Origin of the sequence: Curtobacterium flaccumfaciens (genome assembly GCF_013359815.1) — a bacterium.
Lineage (GTDB): Bacteria > Actinomycetota > Actinomycetes > Actinomycetales > Microbacteriaceae > Curtobacterium > Curtobacterium flaccumfaciens.
The window spans coordinates 109027-127836 of record NZ_JABMCF010000037.1 but is presented as its reverse complement, the minus strand read 5'-3'; the positions used below and the strand labels follow the sequence as shown (position 1 = coordinate 127836).

The following is an 18810-nucleotide window of genomic DNA, read 5'->3' as shown; positions in this document are numbered from 1 at the left end:
CTCGCCCCGGACGGGCGCGGCGTCAGTGCGTCGCCTGCTCCACCCGGATGCGCGCCAGGATCTCGCTGCGCAGCTGGTCGGGAGCGGTCTCCTTGCAGGCACGGCGCACGGTCTCCATGAGCACGACGCCGACGCGGTGCTCGGTCTGGCAGTCCTCGCAGCCGTCCATGTGCTCGCGGATGTCCGCGGCGTCCTCGTGGCGGAGCTCGTCGTGCAGGAACTCCTCGAGCTCGGCCTTCGCCTTCGAGCAGTCGCAGCCGCTCATCGTGCGTCCTTCCGTCCGGTGCGACCCGTGGCCGCGGTTGCCTTCGTCGTCTGTGCCGCGCCTCGTCCCCGTCCACGCATCGTCGCCGTCGACGCTGCGTCCGGGACGATGCCGGTCTCACGGGCGTGGTCCGCCAGGAGCCCACGGAGGAGCCGGCGGCCACGGTGGAGGCGGCTCATGACCGTCCCCACGGGGGTCTTCATGATGTCGGCGATCTCCTGGTACGAGAAGCCTTCGACATCGGCGAAGTACACGGCCATCCGGAAGTCCTCCGGGATGGCCTGCAGCGCGTCCTTCACGGCGGAGGACGGCAGGTGGTCGATCGCGTCGGCCTCGGCGGACCGGGCGGAGATCGACTGGGTGACGCTCTCGGCGCCACCGAGCTGCCAGTCCTCGAGCTCGTCGATGGTGCCCTGGTACGGGTTCCGCTGGTTCTTGCGGTACGTGTTGATGAACGTGTTCGTCAGGATCCGGTACAGCCAGGCCTTCAGGTTCGTGCCCTGCTTGAACTGGCGGAACGCGGCGAAGGCCTTGACGAAGGTCTCCTGCACCAGGTCCGACGCGTCGGCCGGGTTGCGGGTCATCCGCATGGCCGCACCGTAGAGCTGGTCCATGAAGGGCAGGGCCTGGTCCTCGAAGAGGGACCGCAGCTCCGCCTCGGAGACGGTCTTCGCGTCCACCGGCTCGTCTGCGGCGTCGTCGAGGGCTTCGTGCTCCTCTTCGACGGCATCGAGCTGCACCTCGGTCTCGTCGACCAGGTGGTGCGGAGCTGCCTGCGGTTCGTCGGTCGTCATCGCCGCCAAGTCTAGGCCGAGCGTGCCGAGCGTCGTCGGCACCGCGGTCAGCACGGTCGCCGTGCTGGTCCGCTCTCGTGCGAGTGTTGCTGTCGCCACTGATCCTCCCGGTGCGTTCAGTACCCTGGTGAACCGATGGCAGACACGACGCATTCCCACAGCGGGGCCCAGCCCGCCGACCCCTGGATCGCCCCGGTCGCAGGGGGTCCGCTGCGCGGCGACGTCGCGCTGCCCGGGTCGAAGTCGCTGACGAACCGGGAGCTCGTGCTCGCGGCCCTCGCGGACGGCCCCTCGACGATCCGGCTCCCGCTGCACTCCCGTGACTCGGCGCTGATGATCGCGGGCCTCCGTGCGCTCGGCGTCGGCATCGAGGAGCTCGAGCCGGCGGCCGGCACCGCCCCGACCCCCTACGGCCCGGACCTCCGGATCACGCCCGCCCCGATGCACGGCGACGTCCGCCTGGACTGCGGGCTGGCCGGCACCGTGATGCGCTTCCTGCCGCCGCTCGCCGCCCTGGCCGTCGGTCCCGTCACGGTCGACGGCGACCCCTACGCCCGCAAGCGACCGATGCACGCCATCGTGCAGGGACTCGTGGACCTCGGTGTCGACGTCACGGACGACGGCGGCGGTTCGATGCCGTTCTCGTTCACCGGCACCGGCTCGGTCCGCGGTGGCGCCCTGACCATCGACGCCTCGGCGTCCTCGCAGTTCGTCTCCGGCCTGCTGCTGTCGGCGCCCCGCTTCGACGAGGGCCTGCACCTCACCCACGTCGGCGAACGCCTGCCGAGCATGCCGCACATCGAGATGACCGTCGCGGCGCTCCGTGCCCGCGGCGTCCGGGTCGACGAGCCGTCGGTCGGCGAGTGGGTCGTGCACCCCGGCCCGATCGGCGCGCGTGACGTCACGATCGAGCCCGACCTGTCGAACGCCGCGCCGTTCGCGGTCGCCGCGCTCGTCGCCGGCGGCACGGTCCGCATCCGCACCTGGCCGACCGAGACGACGCAGGTCGGCGCCGACCTCGAGACGCTCCTGCCCCTGTGGGGGGCGAGCGTGGCCCGTGACGGTGACGACCTGGTCGTCGACGGCGGCGTCGGGATCCGGGGTGGGGCCTCCTTGCCGGGTCTCGAACTCGACCTGAGCCGCGGCGGCGAACTCGCCCCGGCGCTCGTCGCGCTGGCCGCGCTGGCGGACGGCCCGAGCGAGATCACCGGGATCGGTCACCTGCGGGGGCACGAGACGGACCGCCTGGCCGCGCTGGCGGCGGACCTCAACCGGTCTGGAGGCGCGGTGCACGAACTCGACGACGGCCTGCGGATCGAGCCGGCGCCGCTCCACGGCAGCGCCTGGGGCGCGTACGACGACCACCGGATGGCGACCGCGGGGGCGATCGTGGGCCTCGTCGTCGACGGCGTCGCCGTCGACGACATCGGGTCGACCGCGAAGACGCTGCCGCAGTTCCCGGAGCTGTGGGCCGCGCTCGTGGCGTCCTCGGTGACCGCTGCACCGGTGAGTGGGGACTGACGCATGAGCTGGTGGGACGACGTCGACGGTGACGACTCCGACGCGGACGAGCCGTACGGGCAGTACGACGAGTCGAGCGTCCGGGTGCGTCCGAACCCGAAGGGCAACCGACCGCGCACGAAGACCCGGCCGACGTACGACGACGCCCCCGTCGGGTGGGTGACGAACGTCGACCGCGGGCGGTTCGGCGTGCTGATCGACGACCACGTCATCACCGCGACCAAGGCCCGCGAGCTCGGCAAGAAGTCCGTCGTCACGGGCGACCACGTGTCGCTCGTCGGGGACGTCTCCGGCGACCCGGGCTCGCTGGCACGCATCGTGAAGGTCGCCGAGCGCACCACACTGCTGCGACGGAGTGCCGACGACTCCGACGAGGTCGAGCGCGTCATCGTGGCGAACGCCGACCAGATGCTCATCGTGGTGGCCGCCGCCGACCCCGAGCCGCGCACCCGCTTGATCGACCGGTACCTGGTGGCCGCGTTCGACGCCGGCCTCGACCCGATCCTCTGCATCACGAAGACCGACCTCGCCGACCCGGCTGCGTTCCTGGCGCACTTCGCGTGCCTGGATCTGCGGATCGTGACGAGCCGATCGGACGACGTCCCGTTCGAGGCGCTGCACGAGCTCCTGGACGAAAAGGTGACCGTGACCGTCGGGCACTCCGGCGTGGGCAAGTCGACCCTGGTGAACGCCCTGACCGGGTCGACGCGCGCGATCGGCGTCGTGAACTCCGTGACGGGTCGCGGGCGGCACACGTCGTCGTCGTCGATCGCGCTGCAGGTCCGCGACGGCGGGTGGATCATCGACACGCCGGGTGTGCGGTCGTTCGGCCTGGGGCACGTCGACCCCGCGAACGTCTTCCGGGCGTTCGCGTCGCACGCCGTGCCGGTGCGGCCCGCGCGGGACGGCATCCCGCTGGCGCAGGCGCACGACTGGGAGATCGTCGACCGGGTGCAGGACGGGGAGCTCGGGCCGACCGGCGTCGAGCGGCTCGACTCGTTCCGGGCGCTGCTGACCGGGATGGGCGCGTCCGACCCCGGTTCCGAGTAGCCCGGCGGGCGGTGCCGGGGTGGCGGCCGGTGGTCGGCGGCTGGTGGCTTGTCGGCGGCTGCGGCTGGTCGGCGGCGGCGGCTGGTCACGACACCCCGCGGTGTGTGCGTCGAGGGGTCACGAACTGTCGAATGGCCAGGCGGCAACCGACAGTTCGTGACCACTCGAGCGCCGGCGCGCGGTGGGTCGTGACTACTCCGGCGCCTGCTCGCACCATGCCCCCTCGCACCGTGCAGACCTCGCACCGTGCAGACCTCGCACCGTGCGAGGGGCGCACGAATGGTGCGAGGTTGTGCACTCCGTGCGGGTTCGCGGGCCTCGCACGGAGTGGGCAAGCTCGCACCGGACGGCGCCTCGGCACCAGCCTGGCGTCGACAAGCACGCATCGGGGTTGTACAGTTGCGGTCGTGTCTGAAGTTGCAAAGTACAACTTTGCGCCGACCCCCGCTGTCGACGCCCCGTCCCCGAGCACGACGACGACGTCGCACGCGCACCACTCCCCCACCCACAAGTCCCCTCGAGCCCCGAAGCCACAGCGGTCCGACAGTGTCCTGCGCCCCGCCGGCCTCGGTCGCGTGCTGCTGACGTTCGCCTCGCACATCCTCGTGCCGCTCTTCCTGGCCGCCGGCATGGGCCTGGCCTACCTCGGCGCCTTCCATGCCCCGGCCCCGCAGGAACTGCCCGTCGGCATCGTCGGCCAGGGCGCGGCCACCCAGGTGTTCGCCCAGACCGTGACCGACCAGTCCGACGGCGCCCTCGTGGCCCACGTCGTCGCCTCGACCAAGGCGGCCGAGCAGCAGGTGCGCGACCGCGACCTCGCCGCCGTGTACGCGCCGACGGCGACGGGTGCCACGCTCTACGTCTCGACCGCCGCGTCGGAGACCACCGCGAGCGCCGCGCAGAAGGTGTTCCTGCCGATCGCCTACGACCAGCACGTGCCGTTCCGGGTCGTCGACGTCGTGCCCACGGGCGACCAGGACACCACCGGCCAAGGGCTGTTCTTCCTGCTCGTGGCCCTGAGCGTCGGCGGGTACGCGTCCGCGATCGCCGTGGCCTCGGTCGCGACGAAGCTCCGCGCCGTGTGGACCGCGGTCATCGGGCTCGCCACCGCGGGGGTCGTCGCCGGCATCGGTGTGATCGTCGCCGGACCGATCTACGGCGTCATCACCACCCACCACTGGCAGGTGTTCCTGTTCGCCTGGCTCTACGACGCGATCATCGTCGCGCTCGGCGTCGGGCTGCACCCCGTGCTCGGCCGGTGGACCACCCCGATCCTCACGATGCTGTTCGTGATGCTGAACTTCACGTCGTCCGGCGGGATCTTCCAGCCGGCGTTCCAGCCCGGGTTCTTCGCCGCCCTGCACACCTTCTGGAGCGGTGCCGCGTGGCTGCAGGCCGCGCAGGACCTGCAGTACTTCCCGGACGCCTCGCTCGGCCGGTCGTCGCTCGCGCTCGCCCTCTGGCTGGCCGCCGCGCTCCTGCTCTGCGTCGTCGTGCACGGGCTCGTCGCCCGCCGCACCCGCATCGCCCGCGAGCGCGAGGTCACCCGGCTCGAGGAAGAAGAGGTCGTCGCCGCGTAGCGACGGTAGGTTGGGCGACGTGGACCTCAGCGCCGACCTGGACTTCGCCCGCTCCCTCGCCGACACCGCCGACGCGATCAGCCTCGAGCGCTTCCGTGCCGCCGACCTGCACGTGACGAAGAAGGTCGACAGCACGCACGTCACCGACGCCGACCAGGCCGTCGAACGAGCCCTGCGCGAGCGGCTCGCCGCCGAGCGACCGGACGACGCGTTCCTCGGCGAGGAGACGACGGCGGACACCGGGGCCGAGGCCGTCAGCGAAGGACACCGCCAGTGGGTGGTCGACCCGATCGACGGCACCGCCAACTACCTGCGCGGCGTGCCGGTGTGGGCGACCCTCATCGCGCTCGCGGTCGACGGCCGCCCGGTGCTCGGCGTCGTCAGCGCCCCCGCCCTCGGCAAGCGCTGGTGGGCGGCCGAGGGCTCCGGCGCGTTCTCGCTGGACGGACCGCTCCGGGTCTCCGGGGTGTCCGAGCTCGCCGACGTGAGCCTGAGCTACAACAGCATCCAGCAGTGGGACGACGACGACCGCCTCGAGCCGCTCGTCGACCTGTCGCGTCGGGTCTGGCGGACCCGGGCCTACGGCGACATGTGGTCGTACATGATGGTGGCCGAGGGCGTCCTCGACGTCGCCGGCGAACCGGACCTGAAGCCCTGGGACATCGCAGCCCTCGTCCCCATCGTCGAAGAGGCCGGTGGCCGCTTCACCTCGCTCGACGGCGATCCCGGGCCGTGGCACGGCAGCGCCCTCGCCTCGAACGGCCTGGTGCACGACGCCGTCGTCGAGGTCATCCGCCGCGACTCGTAGGCACGGTCGGCGGGCCGGTCAGCCCCGCTCGGCGGATCCGGACGCCCCGGTGCGCTCGGCGGACCCCGCAGCCGCGTCCGAGTGCTCGGCGTCCCCGTCCGACCGCCGCGCCGCCCGACGTCGCGCCACCAGGTCCGCACCGGCCAGCACCAGTGCGAGCGCCATCAGCGACACCGTGAACGTCGTGCCGCTGCGGAACGCGTCGTGGTACGCGTCGAGACGAGCGCCGGACCCACCGGAACCCGAGCCCGCCGCCTCGCTCCGCACGATCCCGTAGAAGATGCTCGTCGCGACCGCGGTGCCGATCGCGGTGCCGACACGCTGCCCGAGCTGTTGCATCGACCCCGCCACCCCGGACTGCTCGACGGGGATCTCGGCCAGGGTCAGGGTCTGGTTCGGCGACACCACGAACCCGCCACCGAGTCCGCCGACCAGGAACGCGCCCGCCATCGCCCACGGGGTGACCTCCGGCGGGGTGGCGACGGCGGCGACCATGAGCAGCAGGAAACCGACGACGACCATCCCGAGCCCGGCGACGACCAGCGCCCGCCCGACCCGGTCGACGATCCGTCCGCCGATGTAGGAGCCCACAGCACTCGTCGCGGCGAAGGGGATGCTGACCATGCCGGCGAACAGCGGCGAGAGCCCGAGGCCCTCCTGCAGGTACAGCGTCACCATGAGGAACGACGCCGGCAGCGCCGCGAAGTAGACGGCGACGATCGACAGCCCGTTGCGGTACGACGACAGCCGGAACAGCTCGAAGTGCACCACGGGCGACTTGCCCTGCCGCTTGAACCGCTGCTCCCAGAGCACGAACAGCACGAGGAACACCGCGAAGCCGACGAGCCAGAACCAGCGGGTCGCGGAACCTCCACCACCGCTGGTCAGGACGAACGGCAGCATCAGGGTGATGATCGCGGCGCCGAGCAGCAGGATGCCGACGACGTCCAGTTCACGGTCCTGCGCCTTCCCCTGGGCGCCCTTCGGCAGCAGGCGGACGGCGAAGAGCAGTGCGGCGATCCCGAGGGGCACGTTCATCCAGAACAGCAGCCGCCAGCCGGACTCCTCGCCGCCGATCGCGATGAGGCCACCGCCGATGGTCGGCCCGAGGGCGGTGGAGATGCCGATCATCGCCCCGAAGAGCCCGAACGCGCGGCCCCGCTCCGGCCCGCGGAACAGCTGCTGCACGAGTCCGATGACCTGGGGCATCTGGATCCCGGCGGCGAAGCCCTGCAAGATCCGCGTGACGATCAGGACCTCGATGTTCGGTGCGACGGCGCACAGCAGGCTCGATCCGGTGAACGCGCTGAGCCCCACGATGAACATGACGCGCCGGCTCTTCAGGTCCCCGAGCCGACCAGCGGGCACGAGGGCGAGACCGAACGCCAGCGCGTACCCCGCCACGATGAGCTGGAGCGACGAACTGGTGGCCCCGAGGGACTGCTCGATCGAGGGCAGCCCGACGTTCACCTTGGACAGGTCGAGGATCGTCAGGGCCGCCACCGCCACGCACACGGCGAAGGCCCGCCACCGGGTGCGGTCATCGAGGCGGGCATCGGTCGGTTCGGCGTTGGACATCCCGTCCTGGCTACACCTGCGACGACGAACGAGGTCCGGACAGAGCTGTACCCCGGTCGACTCCGACGGTCCCGACCGGCACGCGTCGAAGCCCGGCGGTGAGCGGGAGCGGTCCCCCCTCGTGGCCCCCCGTACTGGGGGCACGGTTCTGGACATCCGTCGACGCGAGTCCGCTCGGCGGGCCGGTACCTGAGTTATCGTGCTCCAGACGGCAGGTCACGTGACGCTCTCGGATTCCCTAGATCCGGACGGCGGAACAGACCGGTCGTGTTCGTCCGAAGACCCTAACCCGAGGGGTGATACAGACGATGACATCATCGTTCCCGAGCGGAACCGAGTGCACCCACACTCGTCGACCGCATCCAATCCACGACAGTTCCGGCGCGCGCTCAGTCGCCGCCGCTCGTCCGCACTCCGCCACGGTCACCCGCCGTGCGGCAGTCCGGTCCGCCTCAGTGCGCCCCGTCGCAGCGACCCCCGTGTTCGCCGACGCCCTCCTCGCAGCATCCGCCTCCGGACCCGGAGGCCGGTGAGTCATGGCACTCACCGGTCGACGTCTCGAGGTCGACCGGATCGCGACCCTCGCAGTGCTCCCACGGGAGTCCGCGATGGTCGTGGTCGGCGACCCTGGTTCCGGACGCAGCAGCGTCCTCGACGCGGTCTCGAACCGCGTTTCCCTCCCCGTCGTCCGGGTCGGTGTCAACGGGAGTGAATCCCGCTGGCCACTGGCCGGGGTGACCTCCCTGTTCACCGCGCTCGACGACCCCCGAGCGACCGCGCACATCGCCCACCTGCTGCAGGCCGGCGGGACCGCGGCCGCCGTGACGGCCGGGCTGGCGGCGGCGCACGACTTCCTCGACGCCGTGCACGCCCTCACCCTCCCGCCGACGCTCGTCCTCATCGACGACCTCGACCGGATGGACGCGGAGAGCCAGGAACTCATCGCGTTCCTCGCCGGACGACTCGCGGGCACCGCCCTGCGCGTCGTGGCGACGGTCCGCTCGGTGCCCTCGGACGGTCCGCTCGCGGCCCTGCCGATCCTGCGCATCGAACCGCTGCCGTCGGACGAGGCCCTGGTCCTCGCCCGGGCCATGGCACCGGCAGAGGCGAACGACGGCGTCCTCGCCGTCCTCGCCGAGGAGACCGGTGGCAACCCCGGCGCGCTCCGCGAACAGCTCGCGGTGCTCACCCGGGAGCAGCTCACCGGCGCGGAGCCGATCGTGCTCCCGCTCCGACCCACTCCGACGACCGAGGCCATCGCGGCACTCGCACTCGGGCCCGCCGCGGGACGCGATCTGGACGTCCTCGCGAAGCTCGCCCTGGTGCCCGTCGCGAAGACCACGGCGTGGGACCGCGACGAGCTGGACGACCTGGTCGGGGCCGGTCTCGCGACCGTCCGCGGGCAGAGCGTCACCGTCCGGCACCCGCTCGTGCGTTCCGCGCTCTACTGGCGGATGCCCGCCCGTGACCGTCGTGCGGCACACGCCGAACTGGCGACGGCGAGCGCGGAGACCGACCCGCGGTCGGCCGCGTGGCACCGGAGCTTCGTCGACGACGTCCCCGACGTGGTCGCACTGCTCCAGGCCGCACGGTCGTACGTCGTGGACGGCAACGTGCACGCCGCGATCGCGCTGACCGAGCGTGCCCTGCACATCGGTGGCGGGACCGAGGACGAGCACGTCGCGCTCCTCGGGGTCGCGGAGGCCATGCTCGGCAAGCGCCTGCTCGGCTTCGCCGCGCGGTACCTCGCGGCGCTCCGTCCGTTCCGGACGACGCCGAACGAGGTCCGCCGGCTCCGCCTGCAGTACTCGGCCGAGTACCTCAGCGGTGACGCCGTGCACGCGGACGAGCTGCTCGTCCCCGTCGACGCGACCGACCCGGCCGAGGTGGACGCCGTCGCCGGGCTGATGGCCATGGTGGCGTGCTTCCGTGCCGAGGCGTGGGAGCTCGACCAGGCGAAGGACCTGCTGCACCGGATCGAACCGCTCGAGGGGTCGGCGTCCGCGCACACCCTCGAGATCGCGACGACCGCGCGGGAGCTCATCGCCGCCGTGGACGGCATGCTGCCGCCGGACACCGAGCTGCACGACGGGCTCGCGACGTCGGAGCTCGTGGCGATGTCGGACCCGGCCCTGCTGCTCCTCGCCCACGCGCTCAGCATCAGCGAGCGCTACCGGAGCGCGCGACGCGTGTTCGCACTCGTGCTCGCCCGGGGGCAGGAGACCGCGGCGGTGTGGACCGAGGCGGCCCGCTACCTGACGTCCGAGAACGAGGTGCGCTCCGGCAACTTCCGGCAGGCGCTCCGCGCGATCGACGTGTGGGAGTCCGGTTCGTCCGTCGCCGAGCGGTTGCGTGAGCCCTCCCGGGCGATCGCCGTCGCGTGGCGGCACTTCGCCGAGGGCCGTTCCGCCGAGGCGCTCGACGTCGTGGACCGGTGCCTCGCGCACCGTTCGACGAGTCGGCTCTGGGGTGCGACGGCGAAGCTGCACGCACTCCGCGGCAAGGTCCTGCTGCTCGACGGCCGCCTCGACGAGGCAGCCACCGCGCTCGAGGCAGCCGACGCCATCGGTCGGTCGCTCCGGAACCCCGCGGTGCTCCGGCACCTCGGCGACCTGGTCGAGGCGTACGTGCGACTCGGACGGATCGACGACGCCCGGACGATCACGGCCCGCCTGGCGGCGGACCACCACGCCCGGCCCGGGCGCTGGGGTGCCCTGGTCCTGGCGCGGAGCCTCGCGCTCGTCGCCGACGACACCACCCGCGAGCCGGCCCGTCGCCGTGCGCTGGAGCTGTTCCAGCCGCACGACTCGCAGTACGAGCGAGCTCGCACGTTCGCGGCGCTGGCCGCGGTCGGCAACCCGGCGGAACGGCCGCGTCTCGGCGCGGCGGCCGCGGCGGCGTACGAGGCGGCCGGCCTGCGTCGACCGCTGGTGACGCCGGCGCCGGCTGCGGCGATGCCGCAGTTCGGCACGGGCTCGTCGTCGATCCGGTCCGCACCGGTGCTCTCGCCGGCGTTCCCCGGGACGCCGCGCAGCGCTCCCGACGCGTCAGCGGTGCTCACGTCGCTGACCGCCGAGGAGCGTGCGGTGGTGCAGAAGGTCACCGAGGGCTACCGCAACCGCGAGATCGCCTCGTCGCTGTTCATGTCGCAGCGCACGGTGGAGCTGCGGCTCACGCAGATCTACCGCAAGGTCGGCGCGCGGTCGCGATCGCACCTGGTCGCGCTCCTCACGTAGGAGACGCACCACAGGACGGAGGGGAGGCCCGGTACCAGCTGGTACCGGGCCTCCTGTCTGCGCGCGGTTGCGGGAGTCCGCACGCGACCGCAGCGCGGTGTGCCCCCGCACGCGGGGAACCGCAAGAGCGTCCGACGGGTGTTGCCGTGTGGTCCGCGGCGGGTGAGGCTTCTCCTGCACCGACCGCCGTGCCCCTCCCCCGGGGGCCAGCCCGCGGTACCCCGTCCGGTACCCGAACCCCTCGGCCCAACGACACCGACGTCCGTCCTCGCCTGATCCGAGGACGGGCGTCGGTTCCCGGGCCGGGAGGCCCTGGACGCGCGGCAGACCCGACGGCGGTCGGTGCCGCACCAGTTCCACCGCCCCGTTCCACCCACCCTCGTTCCCCCGAAGGGACAGCCGATGTGCGGCATCATCGCGGCCCGCGTGTCTGACGACGCGACCCCCTACCTGCTCGACGGACTCGAACGACTCGAGTACCGCGGGTACGACTCCGCCGGCATCGCCGTCCGGACGGCCGTCGGCCGCACCGAGACTATCCGCTCGGTCTCCCGCATCGGCGACCTGCGCACGCTCGTCGCGGCACGCTCCGGTGACGCGCTCACCGGCGTCGGCATCGGTCACACCCGCTGGGCCACGCACGGTGCCGTGCGCGAGGCGAACGCACACCCGCACGCCGACTGCACCGGCCGGATCTCGATCGTGCACAACGGCATCATCGAGAACGCGGACCGGCTGCGGCAGACGCTCGAGGCACAGGGCCACCGCTTCCGGTCCGACGTCGACTCCGAGGTCATCGCGCACCTGGTCGAGCGGGCGCTGGCGGTCGACCCGGACCTGATGCTCGCGGTGCAGATCGCGACGGCGCAGCTCGAGGGCTCGTGGGCGGTTGTGGTCCTGGACGCCCGGGACGGCCGCATGGTCGTGGCGGCGGACCGTTCGCCGCTCGTCGTCGCCCGCTCCAGCCGCGGTGACTTCGTGGCGAGCGACATCGGTGCGATCGCCGAGTGGTGCGAGACGTTCGTGGCGCTGCGCGACGGCGACGTCGTCGAGCTCGGCGAGGCCTGGACCTGGTCGTCCGACGGCATCACGGTGCCCGTGCCGTTCCCCACGCCGTCCCCGTTCGCCGCCGCCGCGCTCGACCTCGGCGACCACACCGACCACATGGCGAAGGAGATCGACGAGCAGGCCGACGTCGTCGCGACGATCCTGGACCGGGTGACCCGCCGCACCGCCGACGGCAGCATGTGGGTGGGCCTCGGCCTGGCCGGCTTCCACCGGCTGGCGGTCGTCGCCTGCGGCACGTCGCTGAACGCCGGCCAGGTGATCGCGACCGCACTGCGCGGGATCGGTGGTGTGCCGACCGACATCGTCGTCGCGAGCGAGGCCGACCAGGCAGTGCTCGGTCCGGGCACCCTGGTCGTCGCGATCAGCCAGTCCGGTGAGACGGCTGACGTGCTCCGCGCCCTGGACCGGTTCGAGGACCGCCACCCGGTGCTCGCGCTGACGAACAACATGCACTCCTCGCTCGCCCGACGGGCCGACGCGGTGCTCGACTGCCACGCCGGCCCGGAGATCGGGGTCGCCGCCACGAAGACGTTCACGGCGCAGGTCGTCGTCGGCGTCGCGGCGATGATCTCGGCGATGGTGGCCTCCGGCCGCATCGAACCGTCGCGCGCGCAGGTGCTCGTCGACGAACTGCTCGACCTGCCGGCACGGATCGAGCACGCCGCGCGGGTGTCCGCCGAGCGGATGCCGCTGCTGGTGTCGAGCGTCAAGGAGGCGACCGGCTTCCTGTTCCTCGGCCGCGGCGCCGGACTGCCGTACGCCGCCGAGGGCGCCCTGAAGCTCAAGGAGCTCAGCTACCGCTGGGCCGAGGCGTACCCCGCCGGCGAACTCAAGCACGGGCCGCTCGCGCTGGTGGACGACGGCACCCCGGTGGTCGTCATCGACCACGGTGAGCCGAAGATCCAGTCGGCGATCGCCGAGGTCCGGGCACGCGGTGGCTTCGTCATCACGATCGGCGGCGAGTCCGCGGACATCCCCGCCCTCGGCCGCCGTGGCACCGGTGACCTGGCCTGGGGTGCGATGACCGCGCCGTGGGGTCCGCTCGAGGCCGTCGTGCCGCTGCAGATGCTGGCTCGTGAACTGGCCCTGCAGCTCGGGTGCGACGTCGACAAACCCCGGAACCTGGCGAAGTCGGTGACGGTCGAATAGCCGGGCGCCGACGCGTGAACCGTCTGACGGTCTTCCTCGCCGTCCTCACCGCCCTGGCGATCGCCGGCACCGTGGTCCTGGTCACGGTGGTGCTGACGACGCCCGGGCTCCCCTGACGCCGATCCCGCAGGGTCTTCCTGGGCGGGGCTGCGATGCTGGTCACTTGACCACCGCAGCCCCGCCCCTCGTCTTCGTCGCGCTCCTCGTCGGCGCCGTCCTGCCGTTCGTGCCGTTCGTCGGCCGCGTGGCCCGCATCGCCGCGACCATCGCGCACGAGGTCGGGCACGCGATCGTCGTCGTGCCGTTCGGCGGGCGGATCCAGCGGATCGAGCTGCACCCGGACGGGTCCGGCGAGGCCTGGGTCCAGCTCGGCCGGGTGCCCGGCAGCATGCGGTGGCTCGTCCGGATCCTGAACCTGTACGCCGGCTACAGCGCACCCCTGTGGGCGGGCGTGCTCCTGGTGACCGGGGTGCTGCACGGCTCCCGCTGGCTGCCCGTGGTGGTGCTCGCGGTCATCGGGCTCGTCGCGCTGGCGTTCGTCCGGAACTGGTTCGGCCTGCTCGTCGTGCTCGGCTTCGACGCGCTCGCCCTGTGGGTGGCCGTCCGCCCGTCCGAGGCAACCGTCCTGGTGGTCGCCGCCGTCGGGGCCTTCTTCGTCGTCGACGGCCTGCGCTCGGTGGTGCAGGTCGGCCGCTGGCTGGTCACCGGCGCCCGGGTGCAGACCGACTTCCACATCGCCGCGGCCGAGATGCGGGTGCCGGCGTCCCTGTGGTTCGTGCTGTTCGTCGCCGTGAACGCCGTCGCGGTGTGGCTGGCGCGCGAGCCGCTGCTCCAGGTCTGGGACACCGTCGTCACCGGGGTCCGCGCGCTCGTCTGAGGCTGCGCGCGCGTAACCGGGGGCCGCAATCGCCTGTCCGCGCCGAGTGGCTGCGAGGCTACCGCCAGACGACCCCCGGAGGTGTCCCATGGCGACCGACGACCACGGCTTCGCGACCGAACAGGTACACGGCGGCTTCGTGCCCGACGCCGGGCACGGCGCCCGGGTCCCCGCGATCCACATGTCCTCCGGGTTCCTGTTCGACGACTTCGACCAGGCCCGTGACCGCTTCGCCGACACCGACGACGGCTACACCTACACGCGCCTCGGCAACCCCACGAACGCCGACGTCGAGCGTCGCGTGGCGCTGCTCGAACGCGGTGTGCAGGCGATCCTGGTCGGCAGCGGTCAGGCGGCGGCGACCGTGGCGTTCCTCGGCCTGCTGCAGGCCGGCGACCACGTCGTCAGCGCCCGGAGCATCTACGAGGGCACGCGCGGGCTGCTGCTGCAGAACCTCGGTCGGCTCGGCATCGAGGTCGACTTCGTCGCCGACGCCCGTGACCTCGACGCCTGGGCCGCCGCGGTCCGACCGAACACGAAGGCGTTCTTCGCCGAGACGATCCCGAACCCGAAGAACGACGTCCTCGACATCACCGGCGTCGCCGAGACCGCGCACCGCGCCGGCGTCCCGCTGATCGTCGACAACACCCTCGCCACGCCGTACCTGGTGCGCCCGGTCGAGCACGGCGCGGACATCGTCGTGCACTCGGCGTCGAAGTTCCTGTCCGGCCACGGTGCCGGACTCGGCGGTGTGGTCGTCGACGGTGGCCGGTTCGACTGGTCCGCCGCCCCCGAGCGCTGGACCCACCTGACCAGCCCCGAACGGTCCCTCGGCGGCGAGAGCTACGCCGAGCGGTACGGCAACCGGGCCTTCGCCGTGTTCGCCCGCGACGTCGTCGCCGCACGCATCGGCCCGGCACCGTCGCCGTTCAACGCGTTCCTGCTCCGCCAGGGCATCGAGACGCTGTCGCTGCGGGTGGAACGCCACTGCGCGAACGCGCTGGCCGTCGCGTCCTGGCTGGACCAGCAGCCGGAGGTGACGAGCGTCGACCACGCGGGCCTGGCCTCCAGTCCGTTCCACGACCTCGCCCAGCGCTACCTGCCCCGCGGGGCCGGGTCCGTCTTCGCCTTCACGCTCGCCGGTGGCGAAGCCGCCGCGCGGGCGTTCATCGACGCCGTGCAGCTGTTCAGCCGGATGACCCACCTGGGCGACGTCCGCTCGCTGATCCTGCACCCGGCGACCACCACGCACGCCGGCCGCACGCCGGAGGAGCGAGCCGAGCAGGGCATCGACGACGGCCTGATCCGGCTGTCGGTCGGCATCGAGGACGTCGCGGACCTGCTCCGCGACCTGGAACGCGGGCTCGTCGCGGTGCGATCCGCAGACGCCGCCGCCGGCCTGGAGGCACGTGGAGCGTCCGACGCGCAGCGCACGGCCGCCGGTGGGCCGGCCCTCGACCGGCAGGAGCGCTGAATGGCCGAGCTGCAGCACTTCGGGTACTTCTTCTCACGCGGCTTCGGCCCGCAGGCGTGGGGACGGTCCGACTGGGACTGGGGCCACGACTGGACGAAGCCGGACCTGTACCAGGAGTCCGTCCGGACGCTCGAGCAGGCCGGCATGGACCTGGTCATCGCCGAGGACGCCGTCTCGCTCGGCTCCCCCGCCACCCTCGACCTGCGCATTTGGCAGGCGTACGGCGGCCCGAAGCACGACCCGCTGCTGCTCGCCCCGTACCTGTTCGCCGCCACCTCGCACATCGGCATCGCTCCGACCGTCAACGCGGGGATCACCCCGCCGTACCTGGCGGCACGGCAGTTCGCGACCCTGGCGCACCTGTCCTCGGACCGTCTGGGCATCAACGTCGTCACCGACGTCGGCAGTGCACGCCACGCCGGCCTGCCGCCGCTGCCGCACGACCAGGCGTACGACCGCGCCGAGGAGTGGATCACGCTGCTCCGCCGGCTCTGGCACTCGTGGGGCGACGCGTACGTCGGCGCACCGGACTCGTGGCACTTCGCGGACGGCGACGCGCTCGACGCGTTCCACCACGAGGGCGCCCACTTCACCGCCGACGGTCCGCTCAACGCCCTGCCGCTGGCGTCGGACCCCGTGGTCGTCTCCCCCGGTGGTTCGGGTCGAGGGCTCGCGTTCGCCGGGACCCACTCGGACGTGCAGCTCGCACTCGCACCGCTGTCCGCCGCCGCGGTCACGGAGTACCGCGCCCGGGTGATCGCGGCAGCCGAGGCCGCAGGGCGGTCCACCGCGGACCTGCGGATCCTGTTCGTGCTCAAGCCTGTGATCGTGTCCTCACCGGAGGAGGCCGACCGTATCGTCGCGGCGTCCGAGCACCCCACCGACGAAGCCCTGCGTGCGGCGGCCATCGCGTGGTCGAGCGACTCCGAGACCGACCTGCTCGCGCTCGACCTGGACGCCCCGGTGCCCGACGGGACCTTCGGTGAGCACGTCTCGGCCGGCACGATCCGCGGGCTGCTCGGGGACACCCCGGACGCACCGCTGCGGGAGCTGCTCACCCGCAAGGCGCGGCAGGGGCGGATCGCGCCGGGGTCCGGATCGCGGTCCGGGTTCGTCGGGACGGCGGACGAGTTCGCGGACTTCATCGAGGAGCTCGGCAGCGACGCCGACAACGACGGGATCATCTTCTCGGGCGACCTGCACCCGGCGCAGATCCACCGGATGTTCGGCGACCTGGTGCCGGTGCTCCGGCGCCGTGGGCTCCTGCGACGGGAGTACGGCGCCGGAGGGATCCGGGCGAACCTGTTCGACTTCTAGCGGGAGCGGCTGCGAGCTACTTCTTCTTCTTGGACTTCTTCTTCGCGTCGTCGTCCTTCTTCGACTTCTTCTTGCCGTCGTCGTCCTTCTTCGACTTCTTCTTCCCGTCGTCCTTCTTGGACTTCTTCTTGTCGTCGTCCTTCTTCGACTTCTTCTTGTCGTCGTCCTTCTTCGACTTCTTCTTGTCGTCGTCCTTCTTCGACTTGGCCTTGCTCGCACCCGTCGGCAGCGGCAGGACGGCCGACACGGCCTCCGGCTCCGCCTGCGAAGCGTCAGCGTCAGCGTCAGCAGCCTCGGTCTCCGGAGACTCCACCCCGTCGATCGGCTCGACGACCACGGCCGACCCGGTGTCCAGCTCGACGTCGACCGCGTGCTCCTCGAGCACCGGTGCCAAGGCGTCGGCAACCCGCTCGACCGTCAGGACGGCGTCTGCTTCGGCGAGCCGGAGCAACGCCTGCGCGGTCCGGACCCGGGTGGTCGTCTTGCGCTCGAGGACGTCGGACCGTGCCCCCTCGAGGAACGTGCGCAGGGCGCGTTCCACGGCGGAGCGTCCGCGCGGGGCAGCGCGGTCGAGCCGATCGAGTTCCCCGGCGACCCCGGAGACGTCGTCGGCGACGTGCTCGTGGCGGACCGACTCGATGAGCGCGGCGATGGCTGCGGCGGCACGCTCGACCGCGGCGGAGCGCTGGTCGAGCACGACGAGCATCTCGACCACCGAGCCGTAGGTGACGGTCTCGAGGCGAACCGGCTCCGCGCCGCGGCCGCGAACGACCAGACGGGTGTCGGGGTTCGGCAGCCATGCGGCGAGAGCGGTGACCGTGGCGACGGAGCCCACGATCCGCTCGTACTCGCTGAGCACCACTCGTTCCTGCTCCCGCAGACGGACACGGATCGCGATCTCCTGCACCACGTGCTGACCTCTCGTTCGGGTTCGACGCGAGCGTGTTCTGCGCGCCTGCTCCGGAGCGTAGTCCTCGGACGTGGCGGAACAGCGAACGCCCCGGCACTGTCCAGGGGACGGTGTCGGGGCGTTCAGGTGGCGCAGCGTGACAGCGGTCGTCGTTCGGCGAATGGTGGAGATGGGGGGAATCGAACCCCCGTCCATCGCTGCAATTCGACGTCTTCTACGGGCGTATCCGGATAGTTCGTTCTGCTCGGCCCCGTCCTTTGCTACCGGCTTCTAGGACGACGGGCCCAGTCTCAGTGCAAGTCCCGCACGGCCCTGAGGCGCAACCGTGCAGCAAGTCCTCTGGATGACGTCGGGATCAGGTTAGAAGACGGTCACCTGGCCGACGGACTTCATGTGCTGGGCTGCTTACGCAGCGAGAGCGAAGTCAGTGCGCTTGGAATTGGCACTTGTTGTTTTCCACGGATCGTTTACGAGATAACCGTGGGTCCTCGGCCCGCTTCCCGTCGGCACACAGGCAATGTCGAAACCGATCATCCCCATGCGGGCCGGACGTGCGAGCCGCTGTCACGCTGTTGAGTTGCCAATGCCCCTGTCGGAGCAGTCCCTCAGCCTAGCCGAGGAGGTGCGTCGGCGCTACTCTCCGACGCGGTTCCGGGTGCGCATGGCCCGCTCGGCCTCACGCTTGTCGGTCTTCTCGCGCAGGGCCTGGCGCTTGTCGAACTCGCGCTTGCCCTTCGCCACGGCGATCTCGATCTTGGCCCGACCGTCGTGGAAGTAGATCTGCAGCGGCACGAGGGTGTAGCCGCCCTGAGCCGTCTTGTGCGAGATCTTCACGATCTGCTGCTTGTGCAGGAGCAGCTTGCGCTTCCGACGGGGCGAGTGGTTGTTCCACGTGCCCTCGGTGTACTCCGGGATGTGCACGGCGTCGATCCACGCTTCGCCACCGTCGATGTAGGCGTACCCGTCGACCAGGGACGCCCGCCCCATCCGCAGGGACTTCACCTCGGTGCCGGACAGGACCATGCCCGCTTCGTACGTGTCCTCGATGAGGTAGTCGTGCCGGGCGCGACGGTTCGTCGCGACGATCTTCTCCCCGCGTTCCTTCGCCATGACGACTCCTCTCGATGGTGACCGGTGCAGTGCGCTGCGTGGGTGGTTCCGCGCAGCCCTACAGACTACTCAA

At 71.8% G+C, this 18810-nt stretch carries 14 protein-coding genes and 1 other RNA gene; 9 read left to right on the top strand and 6 right to left on the bottom strand.

All coding sequences use genetic code 11. The features are described from left to right. Positions 1-22: 22 nt before the first annotated feature. Together HP445_RS10930 and HP445_RS10925 are read right to left on the bottom strand one after the other, a co-directional pair. The gene (locus tag HP445_RS10930; RefSeq protein WP_027465838.1) at positions 23-265 is read right to left on the bottom strand and encodes a zf-HC2 domain-containing protein; all 243 of its coding nucleotides are present in this window, start codon (positions 263-265) and stop codon (positions 23-25) included. Next, a complete protein-coding gene (locus tag HP445_RS10925; protein WP_111024012.1) occupies positions 262-1113 on the bottom strand; it encodes a sigma-70 family RNA polymerase sigma factor in 852 nt (283 codons plus the stop codon). The genes HP445_RS10930 and HP445_RS10925 overlap by 4 nt, the downstream gene beginning before the upstream one ends. Positions 1114-1194: 81 nt before the next feature. Between HP445_RS10925 and aroA the strand changes: the two genes are divergently transcribed. The 4 genes from aroA to HP445_RS10905 all read left to right on the top strand — a co-directional run bounded on the left by aroA (position 1195) and on the right by HP445_RS10905 (position 6018). Beyond that, a complete protein-coding gene (gene aroA, locus HP445_RS10920; protein ID WP_128780042.1) occupies positions 1195-2580 on the top strand; it encodes a 3-phosphoshikimate 1-carboxyvinyltransferase in 1386 nt (461 codons plus the stop codon). 3 nt (positions 2581-2583) lie between these two features. Next, the gene (gene rsgA, locus HP445_RS10915; RefSeq protein ID WP_128780043.1) at positions 2584-3630 is read left to right on the top strand and encodes a ribosome small subunit-dependent GTPase A; all 1047 of its coding nucleotides are present in this window, start codon (positions 2584-2586) and stop codon (positions 3628-3630) included. Positions 3631-4037: 407 nt separating this feature from the next. Further along, positions 4038-5210, top strand: coding sequence for an ABC-2 transporter permease (locus HP445_RS10910; protein WP_128780044.1), 1173 nt, complete (start codon positions 4038-4040; stop codon positions 5208-5210). A 19-nt stretch (positions 5211-5229) separates the two neighbouring features. After that, complete coding sequence (locus tag HP445_RS10905) at positions 5230-6018, top strand: inositol monophosphatase family protein (protein ID WP_128780045.1); 789 nt, start codon at positions 5230-5232, stop codon at positions 6016-6018. Between the two features lie 18 nt (positions 6019-6036). Here the strand turns inward: HP445_RS10905 and HP445_RS10900 are convergent, their stop codons facing one another. After that, positions 6037-7596 (bottom strand): MFS transporter, encoded by a 1560-nt coding sequence (locus HP445_RS10900; RefSeq protein ID WP_128780046.1) that lies wholly within the window; start codon positions 7594-7596, stop codon positions 6037-6039. A gap of 536 nt (positions 7597-8132) precedes the next feature. On the opposite strand from HP445_RS10900, the gene HP445_RS10895 reads away from it, so the two are divergent. The 5 genes from HP445_RS10895 to HP445_RS10875 all read left to right on the top strand — a co-directional run bounded on the left by HP445_RS10895 (position 8133) and on the right by HP445_RS10875 (position 16717). Continuing rightward, complete coding sequence (locus tag HP445_RS10895) at positions 8133-10832, top strand: helix-turn-helix transcriptional regulator (protein ID WP_128780047.1); 2700 nt, start codon at positions 8133-8135, stop codon at positions 10830-10832. Positions 10833-11234: 402 nt separating this feature from the next. Beyond that, positions 11235-13049, top strand: coding sequence for a glutamine--fructose-6-phosphate transaminase (isomerizing) (gene glmS, locus HP445_RS10890; protein WP_128780048.1), 1815 nt, complete (start codon positions 11235-11237; stop codon positions 13047-13049). A gap of 163 nt (positions 13050-13212) precedes the next feature. After that, positions 13213-13926, top strand: coding sequence for a M50 family metallopeptidase (locus HP445_RS10885; RefSeq protein WP_164941126.1), 714 nt, complete (start codon positions 13213-13215; stop codon positions 13924-13926). A gap of 88 nt (positions 13927-14014) precedes the next feature. Further along, positions 14015-15400 (top strand): O-acetylhomoserine aminocarboxypropyltransferase/cysteine synthase family protein, encoded by a 1386-nt coding sequence (locus tag HP445_RS10880; RefSeq protein WP_128780050.1) that lies wholly within the window; start codon positions 14015-14017, stop codon positions 15398-15400. Continuing rightward, positions 15401-16717, top strand: a complete 1317-nt coding sequence (locus tag HP445_RS10875; protein ID WP_128780051.1) for an LLM class flavin-dependent oxidoreductase — start codon at positions 15401-15403, stop codon at positions 16715-16717. A 16-nt stretch (positions 16718-16733) separates the two neighbouring features. Here the strand turns inward: HP445_RS10875 and HP445_RS10870 are convergent, their stop codons facing one another. The 3 genes from HP445_RS10870 to smpB form a co-directional block, all read right to left on the bottom strand. Beyond that, positions 16734-17627, bottom strand: a complete 894-nt coding sequence (locus HP445_RS10870; protein WP_128780052.1) for a hypothetical protein — start codon at positions 17625-17627, stop codon at positions 16734-16736. A gap of 161 nt (positions 17628-17788) precedes the next feature. Beyond that, positions 17789-18165: a transfer-messenger RNA gene (gene ssrA / locus HP445_RS10865) on the bottom strand. 95 nt (positions 18166-18260) lie between these two features. Continuing rightward, a complete protein-coding gene (gene smpB, locus HP445_RS10860) occupies positions 18261-18737 on the bottom strand; it encodes an SsrA-binding protein SmpB (RefSeq protein WP_027465851.1) in 477 nt (158 codons plus the stop codon). Between the last annotated feature and the right edge of the window lie 73 nt (positions 18738-18810).

Bases quoted from the DNA above. Each gene is read 5' to 3' on its own strand.
- HP445_RS10930 (WP_027465838.1), bottom strand. From the start codon at position 265: ATGAGCGGCTGCGACTGCTCGAAGGCGAAGGCCGAGCTCGAGGAGTTC.
- aroA (WP_128780042.1), top strand. From the start codon at position 1,195: ATGGCAGACACGACGCATTCCCACAGCGGGGCCCAGCCCGCCGACCCC.
- rsgA (WP_128780043.1), top strand. From the start codon at position 2,584: ATGAGCTGGTGGGACGACGTCGACGGTGACGACTCCGACGCGGACGAG.
- HP445_RS10900 (WP_128780046.1), bottom strand. From the start codon at position 7,596: ATGTCCAACGCCGAACCGACCGATGCCCGCCTCGATGACCGCACCCGG.
- HP445_RS10895 (WP_128780047.1), top strand. From the start codon at position 8,133: ATGGCACTCACCGGTCGACGTCTCGAGGTCGACCGGATCGCGACCCTC.
- glmS (WP_128780048.1), top strand. From the start codon at position 11,235: ATGTGCGGCATCATCGCGGCCCGCGTGTCTGACGACGCGACCCCCTAC.
- HP445_RS10880 (WP_128780050.1), top strand. From the start codon at position 14,015: ATGGCGACCGACGACCACGGCTTCGCGACCGAACAGGTACACGGCGGC.
- HP445_RS10875 (WP_128780051.1), top strand. From the start codon at position 15,401: ATGGCCGAGCTGCAGCACTTCGGGTACTTCTTCTCACGCGGCTTCGGC.
- smpB (WP_027465851.1), bottom strand. From the start codon at position 18,737: ATGGCGAAGGAACGCGGGGAGAAGATCGTCGCGACGAACCGTCGCGCC.